Below are 20,166 nucleotides of genomic sequence, written 5' to 3'. Positions count from 1 at the left end.
AGTCAATTAAAGTTAAGCGGCTTTATCTTGTTCAAAATCACTATCGTTAGATATCTCATAGACATCAGCATCTTTTGAGCTGTTAGCTTCCTTTTTATTGGAAGCTCCATTAACAAGACTTTCAAGTCTTTTTACTTCTTTATAAAGAAGCAATGACTCATCTTCTAATGTCGTTGCCTGCAAACTCGTCTCGTTCGAGATCTGAGTATTCATATGTGTTACTTCATCGATTTGTTTCATAGCATCGTTAACTTCTTTAACACCTTGAGACTGTTCAAGTGAAGCTGTTGCAATTTCAGAAATCTGACTATTAACTTTTGAAGCGTTTTCAACAATCTTATCAAGAGCTAAACCACACTTTTCAGCTAACTTTGAACCTTTATCCACTGTCTCTTTACCAGTATTTATAAGTCCTTCAACTTTACTAGAAGAAGTATTAATTATATCTTCAACTGTTTTCACACTATTTTCAAGCATTTCAGAGATCTCTTCAGCGGCCTTTCCAGACATATTCGCAAGATTTCCAACTTCTTCTGCAACAACAGCAAAACCTTTTCCATGCTCGCCTGCTCTAGCTGCTTCAACAGAAGCATTAAAAGAAAGAAGCTTTGTTTGAAAAACAATATCATTTATAACTGTAGTCTTATCACCGATTTCTTTTATTAGTTTAACAATCTCAGAAACTCTTTGGTTATTATCACTCATTTGGTCAGTAATCATAGAGTTACTCTTACTAATTTGATTAATGGAAGCAATCATTTGTTCAATCGTTTGCTTTCCTTCTTCTGCAACTTGTCGACTATGTTCAGAAACTTTCTTAGACTCATTAGAAGCATCAGTATTTCTATCGATCATTGCATTAATTTCATCAATTGAAGAAACAGTTTCCTGAAGACCTGCAGCTTGTTGAGTTGTAGCTGATGATAATCGAGAACTAGTGTCAGCAACTTTTTTAGAAGCGTCTGAAACCTTATCTGCACTAGAGAAAAGTTCGCGACTTATACTCAAGATAGGTCCAGATATTTGATTAGCAATCATTGTTGAAATAAAGCCAATTGCTATTAATGAAATAAGTGCAACTACTGCCATCGTTTTTTCTAAACTTATAACAGATGCCAAGGCCTCATCTTTAGATTGAGTTGTAAATATTCCATATTCAGAGTTCTTATATTTAAAGTAGGTTGCGTAAGCAATTTCAGTAACTCCTGTAGAGCCCTTTTTAGTGACATTAAAATTCTTCTTATCTTTAAAAAGCTTCGTTATAGTAGAACCTTTCTTTGCTTTACCAACAGGCCCCTTTTTTACAACACGATTAGAAGCATAGATAGTTGATCCATCATCTTTCATTTCAACAAGATAAGTTTCTCCAGTCTCTCCCATTCCGATTCGATCTTTCAATATGCTATCAACCCTCTTAGCACTCATTTGAAAAATAATTGAACCAATACTCTGATCTTTTAACCACCTTCCTCTATCTTTAGAGTTTGGAGCAAACCTTGTAACAAGAAATGACTCTTGCTCATTTTTCCAAACTTTATACGGATGATACTTTGCGTGCTGAATAGAGTCCGTATTATTATATGGAGTGGACATCGCCTTCTTCCAAGCAGCGTAAAGTGGAGTATCTTTAAACTGACTCATATTAGATCCATTAATCTCAGGATGATCAAGTGCTCCAAGGATACGGCCTTCATTTGTTACAAAGAGCATATCTTCAAAACCTGTTTCATCAAGAAGACTTTTAAAGTATGAATTATACTTTTCTACACTAGACCAGTCACTAGAGTCAGCCGTAACAAAAATATCTTGTAATTTTCTAGATTTCGAAAGAACAGAAGCGGAAGAATATCTACTTTCATAGAGTCCTTCAAGCTGACCATATATAAGAGCAGCGGAAGCAGACAATTTGTCATGAACACTTTCCGTTAATGCGTCAGATGCAGAGTCTACAGAAAAATATACTCCTGCTCCAAAGGGAACTAAACCAACTAAAAGAAAGAATAAAACTAACCGCTTTTTTAAATTCATAAACACTCCTTACCCTACTTGTCGGAATGAAGAAATGAAGATGAAGTGAAATAGTATTCTTTAGGAAAAATTAAGTTTTAATAAATATAGAAATTAACAAGAAATTTTAGGCGATATTGAAATCGCCTAAAAGTAACGTAGAACTAAGCTAAGATATCGTAAGGTCTAATTGTTTTTCTACCATTAGCAGTACACTTCTTCTGTGCTTGATCAATTAGCCAGTAAACATATTCATTCATAGCATCTAAAGTATCAGAAGATACATTGTATCCTTTACCTTTAAGAGCTTCTTTAGTTTTAGAACCAACAAGTAGCATATCTTTTTTCTTAGATGCTTTCTTCGCCGGTTTCTTAGTTGCTGCTTTCTTTGTCGTTTTTTTCTTTGCCATTTATTCCTCACAAAAAATTATTAATAATTAATGTATTTTATTTAGAATAAATAGTTTTCGTCAATATCTTCTTATTTTTTTTTCCATTGTCTGACTAGAAAACTCCACTTATGAGGCGACATTAGAATAGAGCTTTCTTTCATCAAGAATTCGTCCAACCTCGTTCATTAAAAGATCAATCCCATCCTCTTTACAAACAAGGTTAGTTACACCAACCTTCTGAAGCTGTTCCTCTAAAAGATCTGAGTAGTTTGAAAAACAAAGAGACGAAACACTCGGATACAGGGGATGAATTTCTTTAAAAAATTCAATACCATTTTCATGATCAAGATTAATATCAAAACATAATAGAGAGGCCTTTTCTAATAATTCACTTTCCATCAGCTTTTTTATTGAAGAAAAAACAACTATATCCTCACCAAAGTTTGCGAATTTCTTTTCAAGAAGATTTGCTAAATCGGGATCATCATCTAGAAAAATTATCATAGTGCCACCTATAAATAGATTAACTTTTCTATTTAGTTTAATGACTTAATATGAATAAAGTATGAACAATGTATAGAATTTATCCATCAAACCTCCCTCTAAACCACTGAAATAACGTACCTTTTTTGGCACAAATCATGCTTTAAATAACATCAAAAAAGGATACTCTATGAAAAAAACATTACTAGTCTTTGTACTTCTATTTTCTTGGCAATCATTTGCCCAACTACAGGATTTTGAATTCTATATGGAAAAGAGTTGTAGTGAAATGACAGATGAAAATTCACAAGATGCGTTTATTCGCTTTGTAGCAAAAGAGATTAAAAATGATCTCGGTAAGAACTTTTGCGATAAAGTTATTTCCTCTGAACAAGATTATTTAGAGATGACAATGGAAAGTGAGCAAAGCTTTTCAACAATAGTTGGACCGGCCGAGTATAGTAAGCTTATCGATAGCCTATATCAATATTACGAGTCTCTACACTAGGCCGCTTTTTTAAAGATATCAGCTAAAAGTTGATATAGACTCTTTGGATTAAATGGCTTTTCAATAATTCCACTTGCTGAAGAGTCATACATTTCTTGAAGATCATCCTGAGAAGTTGTACCAGTTAAGAATACAACTTCTCCCTCGTAACCACATTCATCTCTTAGCTCTTTTAAGATATCTACACCTGTTCTATCATCTATAAAATAATCGAGAAGAATAAGTTCTGGCTGATTAACCTGAATTTCACTTTTGTTAAAATGATTAGAAAAAAAGAATTCAACATCCTCTTGTTTTGAAAAGGCAAGCTTCAAAAGTTTCAATACGGCATTATCATCATCGATACACAGAACCTTTTTAAAAGGAAGTGTTGTTTCATCAAGAACTTCTTTAGCGGACTCCTCAGAAAAAACTTCTTTTATTTTTTCCATCATTCCAAGTTTCTTTTCAATCAAGATATCAGGCATCTGCTCGGGCTCTAAGTCTAATTGATCGATAGAGGTTGTAAGGATTGTTTTCACTCCTCTTGAAGCTCCATTAAAAACTTTAGTGATCGCTATAAGACTAGGGCCATCAACAATTCCTGTGGCATGTCCAGTGATAAGGTAATCATACTTTTCAATAAGAAGTCTCTCGAAGCCCTCTCTACCACTCATAGCAGTAGAGTAGTTCATATCTAGAGAGGAAATAAGCAGCTTATAAGCTTTTAATAAAGTAGAGGCCGACTCTACAATTAAAACCTTTCTTTTTTCAATACTCTCACCATCTACTTCAAGCAGAGGGTCTTGCCTTAACTTTCTTAGTGCAATATCAAACTCTTCCTGAGAGACGGCACCGTCTAAAAAGCTCGCAACATAAGATCTAAAGAGATCTACATATTTAAAAAACTGCTCAATATTCTTTTTAGGATCCATAATTAAAGCGTCTTGTGTATCATCAAGTTGATCTTCAAATTGATGACATAGACTTGAAACCCACTTTAGTTCATAAGAACCAGCAGTCCCTTTTATACTATGGACAACTCGCTTTAAATCCTTGATCGATTTTTCTATATTACTTTGAGTCTCAATACTCATTAGATTTGATTCTACTGTATCAATTAAATCCGGAAGCTCTAGAGCGTACTCATGTTGTAAATTTTTAAAATCATCATCCATTATTGGTAGGTTCATTTTAGTCTCGCTTTAGATCTATTCTATGTCCACTAGAGGGTGAGTCAGCATAAGATATTCATAATTTAGAGAACTACCAATTTCTAACAATTTAAATAAATCTAATGTTCTTTTTTGCCTATCCGATTAGTTCTGTATTGGAGAAATTCGTGAAAAAGTTAGCTTTAATTATACTATTATTATCAAGTTGTTCACTATTTGCTAAGAATTTAGGTCATAGAGCCGGTGGCGGAAAGGGTGAGTACTTTGATTACTTACCTGAGAATTCAATAGCGGCCCTTCAGGCTTCTTTAAGTACAATACAAGATAGAAGTGATTTTCTATATCTAGAGTTTGATATTCAAGAAACTAAAGACGGTGAGATCGTCATCTTTCATGATAAATATATCAAAAGAATGATTTCTTATAAGCAAAATAAGCAAGAGCTAGATATCATATATAATGAAATTGGTGCCTCAAGCTTTCAAAGAAGGTTTAACAATATAAGAATAGCTGAACTTACATTCGAACAATTAAGAAGACTCAGACTTACGAATCATCCAGATCAACAAGTTCCGACCCTAGATGAATACCTAGAAACTTCAAAAGATTATGGACTGCTCAAGCCTATGAGTGTTGAAGTTAAATATCTTCAAACTGATGTCGCGAAATTAAAAGTTATTAATAAGTTAGAAGAGTTCAATAATTTGTATATGAAAAATGCAGATATTATTTTTGAAAGTGAGTATGATCTTCCATACCTAACAGGCTTTCTTGCTTGGAAGTCAAAGTTTAAAAAAGTCTTTGGTAAAGACCCAAGCTGGTGCAAGAGAATTATTAATGCTGGACTTTATGGAGTGTTCAAACCAGGTAGTCACAAGAATCAATGTAATTGATTAAAGAGACTGAGTTTTAAATTTCGTATTCTGACGGTCTATCTGCTCATTAAGAGTCCAGTAATCGTAGAGAATACCCATAAAGAAAAAACCTGCAGTAAGAAAATAAACTACGCCCCAGACAACTTTTCTCATATAGAACTTATGAACTCCAAAGGCTCCTAAAAACACTAATAGAATCCAAGCAATAGTATAATCTATCTCTCCATCCCAGTACTTTGTATCCGCTTCGGCATCCATTGATGGGATTAGAAATAAGTCTATAAGCCACCCCACTCCAAGAAGACCTAGGGTAAAAAACCAGATCGTCCCAGAGATGGGCTTTCCATAGTAGAAACGGTGAGAGCCAGTGAATCCAAAAATCCATGTGAGATAACCGATTGTCAGGCTATGTGTATCAATAATTCTATTATTAGTTTTAACAGTTAAATTACTCATCTACTTCCTTTTTTGTATAAGGAAAATTCCATCACGAACCGGCAGGAGGGTTTTTACCAAATCTTCCCGCGAATAAATATAATCATTAAATTCTTTCAGGTAAACTGTGCTTTTATCTTCATCAGTTGAAAGACCTTCTATGACTCTTCCCGACCAGAGAACATTATCAACTATGATTACTCCATTTTCAGATAGTAAATCAATACAAAGCTCAAAGTAATTCTTATAGTTTCTCTTGTCTGCATCGATAAAAACTAAATCAAAAGTTCCTTCCAAAGTTTTCAAAACATCTATAGCATCTCCGAAGAGGGCCTTGATTTTTGATCCATGTATAGAGCGTGACCAGAACTTCTTTGCAGTTTCATTTATCTTCTTATTCTTATCAATTGTGACAACTTCACCATCAACAGGCAAGGCCTCCGCCATTGAAAGGGCAGAATACCCAGTAAATGTTCCAAGTTCTAAAACACGCTTCGAACTGTTAAGCTGAATTAGACTTTTTAGAAGAGAACATTCTAGCGGACCACACAGCATCCTATGCAAAGGTTGAGTGGATTTAGTTTCTAACTCTAATTCATTACATATTTGACTCGCATGATCAGATTTGTCCACACAGTAATTTAATATTTTCTCATCTATAAAGTTCAATATATTAACCTTTTGGCAAATTCTCTTGCCATCTAAAAAGTGCTTAATCGCCTGTAACTACCTATAATCTCGATCAAAATCTTTTGTAATTCAGAATCAAGTATAATAGAGCCCTCCCAGGAGGACAAATGATAAAATTACTCGTAGCACTAGTACTTTCCATACAATTATCATGGGCCGCAGAGATTGATAAGTCAGAAGTTGAATCTATGCTAAGAAGTATGCAGGCCAGTGGGATCTTAACAGATCAACAAGTTGTCGAGGCCAGCACTAAACTCAAGGGTCTCTCAGATAAAGAGTGGGATAGCATAAAAGATAGAGGTGCTGTTATTGCCAAAAAGCATAAGCAAACCTACTCACCTTCGAAAGGACAAACAAACCTAAGGTCACCTGCTCAAAAAATGGACTTAAATTCTGATGAGTTTCTTAAAATTCAACAGCAAGTTAAAGAGATAATGAACAAGAATTGACCGACCAAAAAACTCTATCATTATTGTCACTATTAGTAGGATTTCTTTGATACAATCTAGCAATGTTTAGGATATTGCTCACATCCATTCTTTTTATGATCTCGCAAAGTAACTTTGCAGCCCCAACGACTGTAAAAGTTGGGGGCTACCTCTTTCCTCCATTTATAGGACAGTATAAAAATGAAATTAAAGGAATTACTATTGACCTCATTAAGTTATTAAATGAGAGTCAAGACGAGTTCCTATTCAAATTTCAACTAACCTCATCTAAACGAAGATACAAAGATTATGAAAATGGTGAGTATGACCTCCTTTTCTTTGAGAACCTACAATGGGGCTGGAAAGACTATGACATGGAAGCTTCTAATGTTATTTTGCATGGCGGAGAAGTGTTTATAGCACATGCAGCAAAAGGTAGAACTCAAGAATATTTTAAAGATATTTCAGGAAAAAAGATTTTGGGTATTTTAGGATATCATTATAAATTTGCCGACTTTAAAACTGACAGAGAGTATCTACAGACAAAGTTTAATGTTGAACTTAGAACAAATCACGAATCAAATATTCTCTCCATAAGCAAAAGAGACCTCCCTCAACTTGCTATAGTCACCAAGAGTTTATTAACTCAGTATTTTAAAAAGTTTCCGCAGGCGAAAGAGAGAATTCTTGTCTCTAATGAACTAGATCAAAAGTATGAGCACACTATTCTTTTAAGATCTAATAAACAACTTACAAAAGACAAGTTAAATCAAATATTGAAGTCCTTATCCGAATCAGGAAAGCTTAAAAAGCTCTGGGACTCATACGGGATATCACCGAAAGATCAAGTAGAACTGTAACCTCATTACATGTTGCAAAAACATTTCTTTTTTATATCTATCTATTAGTCTCTATGATAAAATTTAAATTCAATCAATTCTCTTCTATTCGTCATAAAATAGATTACACGTGGAGTATTTAACATGATGGACTCAGATCTCATTGGACAAATTATTATTTCTTCAACTTTTGGTGTGGGCCGTGTTGTTGGTGTCGAAAAGATTGGAGCTGATGATAGATACTTCCTTGTTGTAGAGTCAGTTGATCAAAAACTTAGAAACTTCATCCCTATGGATGATACTAAAAGCTTCAGAACTCTTCTTTCTAAAGAAGAACTAACCAAGGTTGTCGAAGACCTATCTACTGACTTTGAAGCTGTCGATTATGACTCTAAAAAAGATAGAATTAATTACTTTAAAGAAAGCTCTCTTTTTCAAGACATGGAAAATATTGTAAAGCTTGTAAAAGAGCTTAATCAATTAACGGACAGAGGAAGCGTTGAAGATCAAATCTTCAAGCGTTTAACATCGTCTCTAGCTGCGGAATATGCACTTATCAATGAAGTAAGTGAAGAGGCCGCAAACGAAATTATCGAAATAGCGCTAAATAACGCATAACCTCTCTATTTAGCTTTAACTTTTATTTTAGGTATTACACTAAAGTCACAGTTCATTGAACTAGTCACTAAGCAATTTGATTTTGCACTCTCCAACACCTTTAGATATTCATCAACAGTACTTTGACAACAGATAGTTAAAAATGGCCTTATCTCAACTTTGGTAAACTTTAGACCGGTTGGACTCTTTTCAAGATGGGCATCAACTGAGACTTCAATATCTCTCCATTCCAACTTTTTAAATCTTGCCATTGCTTTAAATGTTAACAAGTAACAAGAAGAAATGCTCGCGCAGAAAATATCTTCGGGACTCCAAAATTCCTTCGGCCCCTTAAACTCGGGAGGTGGAGTTACACTTAAAGATGGTTTAAATTCACTACTTACTTCAAGCTGGATACTTTCAGAGCTACCTCTTGCTACCGTTTTGTAAATACTCACTTATTCACTCCTTGTGTAAAAATCTTAAAAATCAACATTCCAGCAACCATGCTCCCAACAAAAGTAAAAACCTTGGTATCTAGTGAAATAAGGTTAACAATTCCTGGACCAGGACAAATACCAATCAGGCCCCACCCAATTCCAAACAAAGCAGACCCAATGATTAGCTTTGAATCAATATCTTTCCTAGTTGGCCACTCAAAGTTCCCGTTAAAAAAAGGACGATCTTTTTTCTTTAACAGCTTAAATGTAATTAAATTAAAAATGACAGCACCACCCATTACAAAGGCCAGAGCGTAGTCCCATTGTCCAAAGATATCCAAAAATCCTATTACTTTGTCAGGATTGATCATTCCGGAAATAACCAAACCAAAAGAAAAAATAACTCCCGCAATCATACTCAATATAACTTTCATAGAAGCCCCTTAATAAATACTGTTAGAATTCCAAATCCCATAAATGTGATCGTTGCAATTAACGAGCGAGCAGACAGTCTCGGTAAACCACACACACCATGACCACTTGTACAACCGCTACCTAATCTAGTTCCTATTCCCACAAGTAATCCTGCAACAATGGCCTCTATAAAAGAAAACTTAATTTCATAGTTAAAGAACTGGGGTGCAATATATTTTAATAAAACTCCTCCTAGAATAAGACCTAACAAAAAAGAATATCTCCAAAAATTTTCTCTACTAAATTTAGATAAACTAGAACCGACAATTCCACTTATTCCTGTAATCTTTCCGTTAAAGGCCATCATAAGTGTAGTTGCAAGCCCAATAATGACTCCCCCTAAAAGAGGGTTGAGTATATTTTCCATATTTAATCCTTATATAGTTATAGGTAGCTTTAAATAGCTCTTACCATTCTTATCTGCCTGAGGTAGTTTTCCGGCCTTAATATTAACTTGAATACTTGGTAAAAGAAGTTTTGGAGCTGCAAGAGTCTTATCTCTTTCATCTCTATAGCTTACAAACTCATCACAAGTAGTTTGTTCCTTGATATGAATATTCTCTTTCTTACTCTTACCTATTGTAGTTTTAAACTGAAGTTCTCTACCACCAGGCATATAGTCATGCCCAGTAAAAATTTCAGTTTCATCAGCTAATGTATACAACTTCTCATGCACAGAATGATAGAGATCACTTGAACTTCCTGATGGAAAGTCACATCTACCGGTTCCAAAGTCGGGCATAAATAGAGCATCTCCAGTAAATACCTTATTACCTATTAAAAAACTCGAGCAAGCAGGAGTATGACCAGGAGTGTGAATTATCTTAACCTCTATAGCTCCAAATTTAATAATTTGATTATCTGACAAAAGTAGATCAAAATCATTCTCACTTGATTCGTCATTAAATACTCTATTAAAAACATCCTGAACTTTGACTATTTCCGAACTGATTCCAATAGGAATGCCTTTAAATATATTCTTTAAATGTGTAGCACTTGTAATATGATCAGCATGAGCATGGGTCTCTAGAATTGCTAATGGAGTCAATTTATTCTTCTGAATATAATCAATAAGCGTATTGACACTTTCATAGGAAAACCTCCCCGAAGCATTATCAAAGTCTAAAACAGGATCAATAATAATAGAATCTTTAGTCTCTTTATCATAAACTATATACGTCATAGTGAATGTATTTTTATCAAAGAATTCTCTTACGTTTAAGGCCATACCCTCTCCTTTCTCGTTTATACTCATTCATTATGTAATAATTAATAAAACTTAACCTTGATGTAGATCAATATATTAAAAGTAATCATAAAGGCTCAATTTTACTATGTTTTACCAAAAGCTTCTTCCATTCATACAATCCTCTACGAAGAGGACTTATAAGAGATCTCAAAGTATATATATGGAAGGAGAAGAGCCGCAAAGTCTCTACCTTGTAAAGTCTGGCCTTATAGGACTCTACCATATCTCAGAGTCTGGCAAGGAAACCTTCTTAAGAGTTTTTGCAAAAGATAGCATCTTTGGGCACCGATCTTACTTTGCCCAAACACCCTACCACGCAAACGCTATTGCGCTCAGTGAGAGTGAAATACATATTATCTCTAAAGAACAGTGCAATGAAATCTGTGAAAACCACCCTGATCTTTTAAAGGAATTGATGAAAATCATCTCCCTAGAGCTTGGAGAAGCAGAACAAAGGCTTGCTGGCCTACTAGATAAGAGTGCTAACACTAGGATTAGAGAGTCTCTCGTATTTCTAAAACTTAAATACCCTCAAAAAGTATGGACCCGAAAAGAAGTCGCCGATTTTTCAGGTAGTACTCTAGAGACTGTAACTCGTGTTATGACGACTCTTTCGAATGACGGACTTATTCAAAAAAATGGTAGAGACTTCAAGATTTTAGATGTTGATAAAATACTTCACTATATTGATTCAGCTCAAGGTTAATATTTTTAATCTCCTTTATTCTTAAATTAAGGAGAGATTATGTTAGGTTATTTCTTAGCGACATTAATAGGTTTAAGTTTAGGGATGCTTGGTGGAGGAGGGTCTATTTTGACCGTCCCAATACTCGTTTATGTCCTCAAGGTTGATCCTAAAACATCCATTGCTCTTAGTTTAGGCATAGTTGGACTCACAAGTGTCTTTGGTAGCATCGGACATTTAAAACAAAAGAATGTAGACTTTAAAGTTGCTCTCATCTTTGCTCCATTTGCAATGATAGGAACTGTTGTAGGCTCTCAAATGAGCAAATTTCTCAGTTCAAATACCCAACTTCTTTTTTTCTCAATAGTCATGATCCTTGCCTCGTTCATGATGTTAAAGGAGCGAAAAAATACTAGTGAATCTTCTGCAGAAATAAAGAAATCTATCCTAATTGTCATTGCAGTTATTGTTGGAGTCATTACTGGTATAGTAGGTGTGGGAGGAGGATTTCTTATCGTTCCGGCCCTCGTTATTCTTGGTAGAGTTTCAATGAAAAAAGCCGTTGGCACTTCCCTATTTGTAATATTTCTAAACTCAACAGTAGGCTTTATTAGCTACCTAGAGCAAGTCAGCGTGGATTGGAAATTCTTTAGTTTATTTTCTTTTTTCTCAATTATAGGTGTATTTATTGGAGCTAGAACAGTTCAATATATCCCACAGAAAGTTCTCAAGAAGTCTTTTGCTATTTTTCTAATTACCATGGGATTTTTTGTTCTTTATAAAAATTTAGCTATTTAAAAAACGTCTCATATGTGCCATCTTTCTTAAGCTTGCGAAGGCCCATATCTAGTTTTTTTGCAAATAAGTCTGAGTTCTTATTCTTCTTAGAGAAGGCCACATAAATATCACTCTCATGATTTACAAAACTTTTTATAACTAAATCACTGACATTCATTCTAGAAGTATAGTACTTTGCAACTTCATCAAACATTATTGCGCTCTCAGCTCTTCTAGTAATAAGCATATTAATAATTTGCTTTTGAGAGTTTACTTCAATTAAGCGAAACCTATTTTTTAACTTTTCAAACTTTTCACCATACTCATAGCCTCGTATGATAGCAATCTCAGACCCCGCAGGAAGATCTTCAATCTTACTATAATTAAAAGTTTCACCCTTACGGTAAAAGAACGAAGCTTTTGCTTTTAATAGTACTTCTTCACCAAAGATATATTCTTTCAATGTTGAAGCTTGCTTTGTTACATTATAGCAACCATCAACTCCTCCATCTTTAGTCAAGGCCAAGGCCCTAGCATATGGAACAACTTTAAACTTCGGCTTAATTCCTTGATCTAAAAAAGCTGCTTTTACAATCTCAGTGGATATCCCCTGCCCTGAGTTGTCTGCAAAAGGTGGCCAACTATCTTCGACAGCAAGATGTATATCCAGTGCTAATGTCTTAGACATTGATAAGAAAAGAATGAATACAAATAGTTTCATTAGACTATTCTAACGTATAATAGAAAATAATTAAACAATGTTATAAGTGTATTTCAAGAATAGGTATTCTAGAGTACGTTAATCAGAAATAATTAGACAATTTATAGGAGTTACCATGCTTAAGAAGATTTCATATATTTTACTTTTTATCATTATTGCCTTTTTAATGAGGTTGTATAATCTTGGCCTGAACAGCCAAAAAATGTCGCCTACGAGTTTAAAGGAAAACTCATCTACATTAATGAAGTGTACGTCAGAGCTTAACTGTGTAAAAAGCTCTATTCTTACGCAGGAGAACAAAATCCAAAATATAGTAAAGGTACTAGCTTCAAAACCTCAGTACAAAGTAGTAAAGGTTGAGAAGAACTATCTGTATTTCACAGACCAGTCGTCTATTTTTGGATTTGTAGATGATGTAGAGTTTCTGTACGAAGAGAATTTGAAAAAACTACACTATAAATCATCTTCTCGCGTTGGTAAGAGTGACCTTGGAGCGAATAAGAAAAGAATCGATAGAATTCTTCAGCAAATAGGGCTATAAAGCCTCTTAAGTAAGACTTGGAGAATAAGATGTTTGAAATTGGTAAAGTAAATAGCCTCACTGTTTCTAGAGAAACAAAATCAGGGTTCTATCTAAAAGATGATGATTCAATAGATGAGATCTTCATGCCTCCTTCTATGGCGCCTATTAATCTTCAAGTCGGGCAAACGATTGAAGCTTTTATCTATATTGATACTAAAGGTGGTCTCATTGCTACAGACCAAAGACCTTACGCTCAAGTTGGCGAGTATGCGCTAATGAGAGTTGTAGACAATCAAGAGTTTGGAGCATTTTTTGATTGGGGCATAGAAAAAGATCTTCTCGTTCCTGGGAACGAACAAAAAGTAAAAGTTAGAAATTTTGAAGATCATATTGTTAGAGTGTGCCTTGAGGAAGGAACTGATCGTGTATATGGAACCACAAAACTTGGGAAATTTATTGAAAACTCTGTTTTTGATTTTGCACCTGGTGACAGTATTGAAATAGTCCCAGTTCAAAAAACAGACCTAGGTTTTCGTGCAATTATTAATAAAAAGTTTATAGGAATGATCTATGATAATGAAATTTTCTCTAAAGTTGTTCTAAAAAAGACCTATCAGGGCTATGCCAAGAAACTAAGAGAAGATGGCCTTGTTGATGCATCTCTCCAGGTACAAGGTATCAAGAATGTTGTCGATGCAAAGGAGACAATACTTGAAATGCTCAGAAACTCTGGCGGACATTCTCCACTTTACGACAAGAGCTCCCCTGCCGATATCAAGATGGCATTATCAATGAGTAAGCAGACCTTTAAGAATGCCATTGGCATGCTATATAAAGAGAGAAAGATAACAATTTCGGCCGAAGGAATTAAGCTAACTAACTAGAATCACTTTGCGCAGCGCTTATAATATTAACCGTTTATAAAAATTACGATAGTATTGAATTCGTGAAATACATGTGTTATTAAATAAAAATTAAAAATGCAACTGTTCCGAGACTTTTTCCAGGTATCCTGACTAACTTCTCTTGAGCGCGGTGCCTAACCATTAAATTGACTAAATAGGAGTACTATAATGGGTAAAAAATTGTATGTTGGAAATCTTCCGTTTTCAGAAACTGAAGAATCAATCACTGAAACTTTTTCATCTTGTGGAACAGTTGAATCAGCAAAGTTAATTATCGACAGAGAAACTGGTAGATCAAAAGGATTTGCATTTGTTGAAATGTCTTCAGACGAAGAAGCTCAAGAAGCTATCTCTAAGTTTGACGGAAATGACTTAAATGGTCGTCCAATGAGAGTTAACGAAGCGAAGCCACAAGAGCCAAGAAACAACAACCGTGGTGGTTTCGGTGGTGGTAATCGTTACTAAGATTTAATTCTTTTTAAATATACCATAAAGGCAAATACTTAGTATTTGCCTTTTTTTTTTGTCCTTTGACTACTTATTACCTTCCCTATAGAATCTAAAAAAATGAAAAGGACTTCCTATGAAAATCGTACTTCTATTACTAGCAGTAATCACTCTTAGCTCTTGTGGCTCTCTAAAAACAGATATTAACTATGACAAGAATATTGACTTCTCAAAGTATAAAACAATTTCATGGGTAGATATGAAAGGAAAACTTTCAAGTTACCACCTTAATCAAGATGCTGACGTAAAAGCAAAGAAGTTCATAGAGTCTCAAATTGAAAAAGCTGGACTTAAATTCGTTGAAGGTAATGATTCAGATTTAATCATTAATTATCTTATACAACAAAATAGGGCCATTGATGTGCGCTCTTTTGATGTTAGCTTTGGTTATCATCCATATTCTACGGGTATGTATGGAACATATAATACACTCACTTATGTATCTACAAGGGAGAACGAATCAGGCGCTTTAATGCTTGACCTTGTTGATAGAAAATCAAAACAACTAGTTTGGAGAGGTTCGGCCAATAAGAACTTTGCAGAAAGATCAACACCACAAGACAAGCTAGAGGCATTTGTTAAAATCATAGAAAAAATAACCAAAAACTTTCCTCCGACTAAGAAGTAATGCAAGGCCTATCACGAATAGGCCTCAACACATTTGATTAAACATGCTCAATCAAAACGACAAGCTTATCCTAGCTCCAATTAGAGGGGTAACGAACTTCATCTATCGTAATTCGCTTGAAACTAGTTTTGGAGGAGCCGATTCCGCACTTGCTCCATATATCGTGACCAAAGAAAGTGGTGAGTTAAATAAGCGCCAGCTTGAAGACCTCGATGTCTCTAAGAATCTTCTCCCTACGACAGCACAAGTACTTACAAAGAGTGCAAAGCAATTTATTCACGCCGCTCATGCCTATAAAGAATTAGGGGTGACACGTATAAATCTGAATATGGGTTGCCCATATCCAATGGTGGCAAATCGAACTAAAGGCTCTGGACTTTTACTTCACCCCGATAAAGTTAAAGATCTTTTATATGAAATCAAAAGAGATTGCCCTATAGAATTTACTGTAAAGATTCGTCTTGGGAGAGAAAATGCCCAAGAACTAAAGGAAATTATTCCCTTTATTAATGAGCTTAATATAACTGATTTCACTATTCATGCCAGATATGGATGTCAAATATATAAAGGTAGTGTTGATATAGATGCCTTTGAGCAATGCCTTCCTCTATTAGACACCACTCCATGCTATAATGGGGACATAAGAACACCTAATGATTTCTCTATTTTCTCAAAAAGGCTTACTACTGTGAATAGATGGATGATTGGAAGAGGAGTTCTTTCTAACCCTGCCCTACTTGCGCAGATAAGAGGTGAAGTCTTCAATGAACAAAGCTATCGTGCAAAACTTATAAAGATGCATAAATCACTTTGCGACGGCTATATGGGCCTAGATAACGCTAAATCAGACTTCCTAACAAGAATGCGCGAACAGTGGTTTTATTTAAAAGATATTTTTGATCTTGATCACAAAGTATATAAGAAGATAAAAAAAGTAAAAACATTAGAACAATATGAACAAGCAACAGAATGGATCTTCGAGCAAGAGCTGAAAGAGTCCATTCTCAATTAGATAAATTATAGCTCAGGAAGATCGTCGTTATTTCTGATTTCACGTCCTAAGACCACTTTCTTTATTAATGCTTCACTTTCGTAATCTTTGTAATAACATTGATTCTTGTAACTAAGTCTGCCCTTTGAAAGAGGAAACTTTTCTTCCGAGGCCACAAGGTATGGTATCCCTCCATTTCTTTGAAGTAATTGCTCACATTGCTTTGCAACCTTCTTAATTTTCTTTCTTTGAAATAAGTTACCACCTAGCTCAGAGGACTTTTCTAAAAGAGGAAAATAAATCGCACACGAATGAATTGTATCTCGATAAGAGTCTATTCTTGAACCACCCTCTAGAGCTTTCTTAACATCCTTTTGCAGCATTTTTACAATTTCATAACCGAAAACCTTTTCAAATCCAGAGCGAGCAACATTCATCAAAGGAAGGTCAGCTGTTCCAGAACTATCCAGACTTAAAAGCTCCGCACGGACAGCACGATACATACTGACTTGATAAGTATACTTAGAGTAATTTAAAGAAGTTTCATCATCAATTCCATTGAGGAAATAGTCCTCAACCCCTGAGAAGTAATTGTAAAAAGTTGCATCAATGGTTTCAACAGACAATACCTCTCCCCCCGATAAGTTATTGGCAAGGTAAGTATAGGCAGCTTGGGCCAAAGACTTGAAGTCCTTACAAAGGAAGTCGTCTTTTTCAAGGTCACAAAGCTCATTGCCAGCTTCTTCATCTCCTACAGAAACTAACTCTCCGTCATATTCAACAAGAGCGCTTAATGCCTTTATGGCCTTCTCAATTCTGATAGAGAATAGTCTGTTGGCCTGGGGACGATTTTCTCTCTCAAGATCTGACTTTATGAGCTCTAACATTTCAGAGAATTTATAATCTTTATTTCTTTCTGAGTAATTTTCTTCTGACTTTATTGCGTAGTATAGACGCTCTATATTTACAGACTCTCTAAGTTTTTCAGAAAGACGCTCTAAATTCTTTCCTAAATCTTCTAGAGATGGTTTTACAACTCTTGTAATAAAACTAGATCTATCTTCGTTATTTAATAGATTCTCAGGCTTACATTCATCATTAGAAACTGACCAGGCCGTAGGATAATCAGCTGAAAAGATCTGACAATATGAAGCGAGATAGTTCTTGAGGTACTGGGTCCACTTTAAGTTCTGATTCCAATTATTCCAGGTCTTAATATTTTCGTATCCATCATTCCACTCATTAATGTCATAAGGGCTTGGTCGAAGTAGCCTAAGACGAGTCATTTCTTTTTGGATACTAGCAATCTCTACGATAGTTTCTTGCTGTTGAGATGTCTCATAGATATCTTTTAATTGTTGTAGAATAAGAGTTACCCTCGGATAGTGCTTATTCATATCTACAAGAGTTTTAAAGTCTTTTTGCGGAGTATCTAGGCTTAATAATTTCTTATATAGAGTTCTAAGCTCTTCTTTAGTCATAGAAGATGCTCTCATTTTACATGTCAAGATATTGATATTCTTATAAGCGCACTTATAGGAGAGATAGTAATTTCGAGAATCAAAAAGGTCCTCTAAGGCTTGAGACTCATCACTAAACTTATTCTTTGCATAGTTAACAAAACTATCCATCAGACCAGAAAGACCATTTGCGATACCTGAGGTAACTAATGAAGAACCTGGGTACATTGTATTTGCAACTTGTCCAAGCAGTAAAAGATTCGGTCTAAGAAGTGTATTTCCTAGAGAGCCATCACATTCGGGATTTTCTCTTAAGTTATCTAAAAGAAGTGCGCCGAGTGAAAGAGAGTCCATCAAATGAGTATCTCTCACTCTGTCTTTGGAAGTGTACTCATTCTCAACTCTAGTAAGAGCGAGGATTTCTTCATCCAGCTCGTTTGCATAGGTTCCGTTATTAATACGACTGTATACTTCGGCCAGTAGAGTTTCTTTATTAGAAGTTGCCGATTTAACTTCACTATCACGTGAGATAAGTTCCTTAGAGATAGTAGATAAGAATGTCTTTGAGTTATCGTAAATCGACTGACACTGAACTCTGTTATCTCGAATTTGCTCTAACGTGGTTTGCAATGAATCAAGTGTCGATAATACATTTTGATTTTTTACGAATGGACAACTTTTACTTAATGGTCCGTCAAAACTGATACCAAAGTTAAAACTAGCGTAAACATTAGAGAGCGCTAAATAGCAGAGCAACTGACCAATAATTTTCATAAAATTTCCTATATTTGTGTTGGAAATTTCTATCAATAAAATGACATTTTGACAGGAAAAAAAAGGAATAAACACGGTTTTTACAATATTTAATATTGAGACAAAACGAATTTACAAACACTTAGAAGTTCAGGACTACACTAGGATTAGCTTTGCTAACCCCAGAAATGTAAGAAAGCCGAAAATATCAGTAGCTGTTGTTAATAAAACTGTACTACCTATGGCCGGATCAATATCAAAGCGAGTCAAGATAAGGGGTATGGTTGAACCGAAAAGACCTGCAATGAAAAGATTTATAATTGTCGATGCTGCTATAACTAGGCCAAGAGACTCTATACCAAACCATAAATGAGCAATGACTCCAATCAGTACAGCAAAGATAAGCCCGTTTAAAAGCGAAATTAAAATCTCTTTTTTAATAGTTCCTAACCCATCTTCCCAATCAATCTCACCAATTGCTAGCTGTCTAACTGTAACGGTTAGTGTCTGAGTTCCAGCATTTCCACCCATTGAAGCAACAATAGGCATTAGTACAGCAAGGGAGACGAACTTTCCTATCGTTTGATCAAAAAGTCCAATCACAATTGAAGCCGCTATTGCTGTAACTAGATTTATCGCAAGCCAAAATCCTCTAGACTTAGCAACATCATAGAAGTCCTCACCGGATTCTGCATCGGCATTAACACCGGCCATATGAAAGATATCCTCAGTCGCTGAATCCTCCATAATATCATAAATATCATCGGACGTGATTCGACCTAGTAAATATCCGGCCTCATCAACAACTGGAATAACAGAAAGGTTGTAATCACTAACTCTCTCTACCACATCACGAATATAGTCTTTATGATTAGCAGTAACCTTATTCCACACATACTGACTTGACTCTAAAAACTTTTCGTAAGTTTCGCTTCTGTCAAAAATAATGACTTCTTCTAGTCCAATTGAACAAATAAACTTTCCGAAATCATCGGTAATAAAGACATGGTAAACACCTTTTACTTCATCTTTATTTTTTAAGTTTCTAAGATTTTTAATAGACTCGTCAATATTCTCATTAATTTTTGCGGTAAATAACTCAATCTGCATATAAGCACCCGCAACATCATCTTCATAAGAGATAAGGTTACGAATTTCTTCTCTATCCTCAACATTGATTTTCTCAAGGATCTCTTCTGCCCTATTTTCATTATGCTCACTAATCGTTTGAATAAAATCAGCTGCATCATCTGTATCCATCTCCGTTGCAACTTTTGCAAGACGACGAAAACTTATAAGATCAGAAACTTCTTCTTGAATATGTGCAGGCATTTCCGAGACAACATCAGCTAAGAATTCATTCGGAAATTTTTTGAGGGTTTTAATATAAAGTTCGTCATCAACCTCACGAAGTTCGAGCAATAACTCCATAACATCGTAAGTCTTGTTAGATCCATTTTCCTCGGAATCAAGAATCTCAGACAGCTTCGCAACTATCTCTTGAGTGTCCTCGATAATTTTTTCTTCTTGAACCATAACAAACCTTAAAAATGAAAATAATCTCTTTATCGACAATCGAATAAAATATCTTAGTAAAAATAACACTTTAGCTTAGGAAGTACATTTATTTTTGCTAATGAAAGTT

At 34.9% G+C, this 20,166-nt stretch carries 25 protein-coding genes; 12 read left to right on the top strand and 13 right to left on the bottom strand.

The annotated features are described in order from the left end of the window. Positions 1-12: 12 nt before the first annotated feature. From DPQ89_RS11520 to DPQ89_RS11510, 3 genes are all read right to left on the bottom strand, one after another. Positions 13-2,028, bottom strand: a complete 2,016-nt coding sequence (locus DPQ89_RS11520) for a methyl-accepting chemotaxis protein (protein WP_127717092.1) — start codon at positions 2,026-2,028, stop codon at positions 13-15. A gap of 143 nt (positions 2,029-2,171) precedes the next feature. Next, complete coding sequence (locus DPQ89_RS11515; RefSeq protein ID WP_127717091.1) at positions 2,172-2,417, bottom strand: hypothetical protein; 246 nt, start codon at positions 2,415-2,417, stop codon at positions 2,172-2,174. 108 nt (positions 2,418-2,525) lie between these two features. Beyond that, a complete protein-coding gene (locus DPQ89_RS11510; RefSeq protein WP_127717090.1) occupies positions 2,526-2,903 on the bottom strand; it encodes a response regulator in 378 nt (125 codons plus the stop codon). A 169-nt stretch (positions 2,904-3,072) separates the two neighbouring features. Between DPQ89_RS11510 and DPQ89_RS11505 the strand changes: the two genes are divergently transcribed. Next, on the top strand, positions 3,073-3,390 hold the full coding sequence (locus tag DPQ89_RS11505; RefSeq protein WP_127717089.1) for a hypothetical protein: 318 nt from the start codon (positions 3,073-3,075) through the stop codon (positions 3,388-3,390). Here DPQ89_RS11505 and DPQ89_RS11500 read toward each other — a convergent pair. Then, a complete protein-coding gene (locus DPQ89_RS11500) occupies positions 3,387-4,562 on the bottom strand; it encodes a response regulator (RefSeq protein WP_127717088.1) in 1,176 nt (391 codons plus the stop codon). The genes DPQ89_RS11505 and DPQ89_RS11500 overlap by 4 nt on opposite strands. A gap of 149 nt (positions 4,563-4,711) precedes the next feature. Between DPQ89_RS11500 and DPQ89_RS11495 the strand changes: the two genes are divergently transcribed. Continuing rightward, a complete protein-coding gene (locus DPQ89_RS11495) occupies positions 4,712-5,437 on the top strand; it encodes a glycerophosphodiester phosphodiesterase family protein (protein ID WP_164848369.1) in 726 nt (241 codons plus the stop codon). Here the strand turns inward: DPQ89_RS11495 and DPQ89_RS11490 are convergent, their stop codons facing one another. Together DPQ89_RS11490 and DPQ89_RS11485 are read right to left on the bottom strand one after the other, a co-directional pair. Next, positions 5,438-5,875 (bottom strand): TM2 domain-containing protein, encoded by a 438-nt coding sequence (locus tag DPQ89_RS11490; RefSeq protein WP_127717086.1) that lies wholly within the window; start codon positions 5,873-5,875, stop codon positions 5,438-5,440. It abuts the gene before it with no gap. Next, on the bottom strand, positions 5,876-6,523 hold the full coding sequence (locus DPQ89_RS11485; protein WP_164848368.1) for an O-methyltransferase: 648 nt from the start codon (positions 6,521-6,523) through the stop codon (positions 5,876-5,878). It lies immediately after the preceding gene. Positions 6,524-6,651: 128 nt separating this feature from the next. Between DPQ89_RS11485 and DPQ89_RS11480 the strand changes: the two genes are divergently transcribed. From DPQ89_RS11480 to DPQ89_RS11470, 3 genes are all read left to right on the top strand, one after another. Next, complete coding sequence (locus tag DPQ89_RS11480; RefSeq protein WP_127717084.1) at positions 6,652-6,993, top strand: hypothetical protein; 342 nt, start codon at positions 6,652-6,654, stop codon at positions 6,991-6,993. 62 nt (positions 6,994-7,055) lie between these two features. Beyond that, the gene (locus DPQ89_RS11475; RefSeq protein ID WP_127717083.1) at positions 7,056-7,832 is read left to right on the top strand and encodes an ABC transporter substrate-binding protein; all 777 of its coding nucleotides are present in this window, start codon (positions 7,056-7,058) and stop codon (positions 7,830-7,832) included. A gap of 123 nt (positions 7,833-7,955) precedes the next feature. Continuing rightward, positions 7,956-8,429 carry a CarD family transcriptional regulator gene (locus tag DPQ89_RS11470; RefSeq protein ID WP_127717082.1) on the top strand — a complete coding sequence of 158 codons (474 nt, stop codon included), beginning with the start codon at positions 7,956-7,958 and terminating at the stop codon, positions 8,427-8,429. Between the two features lie 5 nt (positions 8,430-8,434). Here DPQ89_RS11470 and DPQ89_RS11465 read toward each other — a convergent pair whose 3' ends face one another. From DPQ89_RS11465 to DPQ89_RS11450, 4 genes are read right to left on the bottom strand one after another with little or no spacing between them, the layout of a single operon-like run. After that, positions 8,435-8,866: an OsmC family protein gene (locus DPQ89_RS11465; RefSeq protein ID WP_127717081.1), complete on the bottom strand. Its 432-nt coding sequence runs from the start codon at positions 8,864-8,866 to the stop codon at positions 8,435-8,437. Beyond that, positions 8,863-9,282 (bottom strand): DUF6691 family protein, encoded by a 420-nt coding sequence (locus DPQ89_RS11460; protein WP_127717080.1) that lies wholly within the window; start codon positions 9,280-9,282, stop codon positions 8,863-8,865. Before DPQ89_RS11460 ends, DPQ89_RS11465 begins: the two co-directional genes overlap by 4 nt. Further along, positions 9,279-9,689 carry a YeeE/YedE family protein gene (locus DPQ89_RS11455; protein WP_127717079.1) on the bottom strand — a complete coding sequence of 137 codons (411 nt, stop codon included), beginning with the start codon at positions 9,687-9,689 and terminating at the stop codon, positions 9,279-9,281. Before DPQ89_RS11455 ends, DPQ89_RS11460 begins: the two co-directional genes overlap by 4 nt. 9 nt (positions 9,690-9,698) lie before the next feature. Continuing rightward, complete coding sequence (locus DPQ89_RS11450) at positions 9,699-10,550, bottom strand: MBL fold metallo-hydrolase (protein ID WP_206611165.1); 852 nt, start codon at positions 10,548-10,550, stop codon at positions 9,699-9,701. Positions 10,551-10,656: 106 nt separating this feature from the next. Here DPQ89_RS11450 and DPQ89_RS11445 point away from each other — a divergent pair, with 106 nt between their 5' ends. Both DPQ89_RS11445 and DPQ89_RS11440 read left to right on the top strand, forming a co-directional pair. Further along, complete coding sequence (locus DPQ89_RS11445) at positions 10,657-11,277, top strand: Crp/Fnr family transcriptional regulator (RefSeq protein WP_127717077.1); 621 nt, start codon at positions 10,657-10,659, stop codon at positions 11,275-11,277. A 39-nt stretch (positions 11,278-11,316) separates the two neighbouring features. After that, entirely contained in the window at positions 11,317-12,054 is a 738-nt protein-coding gene (locus tag DPQ89_RS11440) for a sulfite exporter TauE/SafE family protein (protein WP_127717076.1), read from the top strand. On the opposite strand, the gene DPQ89_RS11435 is transcribed toward DPQ89_RS11440, so the two are convergent. Further along, on the bottom strand, positions 12,047-12,754 hold the full coding sequence (locus tag DPQ89_RS11435) for an ABC transporter substrate-binding protein (protein ID WP_127717075.1): 708 nt from the start codon (positions 12,752-12,754) through the stop codon (positions 12,047-12,049). The genes DPQ89_RS11440 and DPQ89_RS11435 overlap by 8 nt on opposite strands. Before the next feature lie 115 nt (positions 12,755-12,869). Between DPQ89_RS11435 and DPQ89_RS11430 the strand changes: the two genes are divergently transcribed. From DPQ89_RS11430 to DPQ89_RS11410, 5 genes are all read left to right on the top strand, one after another. Continuing rightward, a complete protein-coding gene (locus tag DPQ89_RS11430; protein WP_127717074.1) occupies positions 12,870-13,295 on the top strand; it encodes a DUF1499 domain-containing protein in 426 nt (141 codons plus the stop codon). 29 nt (positions 13,296-13,324) lie between these two features. Beyond that, entirely contained in the window at positions 13,325-14,161 is an 837-nt protein-coding gene (locus DPQ89_RS11425) for a S1 RNA-binding domain-containing protein (RefSeq protein ID WP_127717073.1), read from the top strand. Positions 14,162-14,350: 189 nt separating this feature from the next. Then, entirely contained in the window at positions 14,351-14,647 is a 297-nt protein-coding gene (locus tag DPQ89_RS11420) for an RNA-binding protein (protein ID WP_127717072.1), read from the top strand. A 118-nt stretch (positions 14,648-14,765) separates the two neighbouring features. Then, positions 14,766-15,317 (top strand): DUF4136 domain-containing protein, encoded by a 552-nt coding sequence (locus DPQ89_RS11415; RefSeq protein ID WP_127717071.1) that lies wholly within the window; start codon positions 14,766-14,768, stop codon positions 15,315-15,317. Positions 15,318-15,360: 43 nt separating this feature from the next. Next, complete coding sequence (locus DPQ89_RS11410) at positions 15,361-16,329, top strand: tRNA-dihydrouridine synthase family protein (protein ID WP_127717070.1); 969 nt, start codon at positions 15,361-15,363, stop codon at positions 16,327-16,329. 5 nt (positions 16,330-16,334) lie between these two features. Here DPQ89_RS11410 and DPQ89_RS11405 read toward each other — a convergent pair whose 3' ends face one another. Together DPQ89_RS11405 and DPQ89_RS11400 are read right to left on the bottom strand one after the other, a co-directional pair. After that, a complete protein-coding gene (locus tag DPQ89_RS11405) occupies positions 16,335-18,542 on the bottom strand; it encodes a hypothetical protein (protein WP_127717069.1) in 2,208 nt (735 codons plus the stop codon). 135 nt (positions 18,543-18,677) lie between these two features. Beyond that, a complete protein-coding gene (locus DPQ89_RS11400; protein ID WP_206611164.1) occupies positions 18,678-20,096 on the bottom strand; it encodes a magnesium transporter in 1,419 nt (472 codons plus the stop codon). Positions 20,097-20,166: the final 70 nt, after the last annotated feature.

It is taken from the genome of Halobacteriovorax sp. HLS, from assembly GCF_004006665.1.
In the GTDB taxonomy this organism is placed as follows: Bacteria; Bdellovibrionota; Bacteriovoracia; order Bacteriovoracales; family Bacteriovoracaceae; genus Halobacteriovorax.
This window is presented reverse-complemented; position numbering and strand designations above follow the sequence as displayed.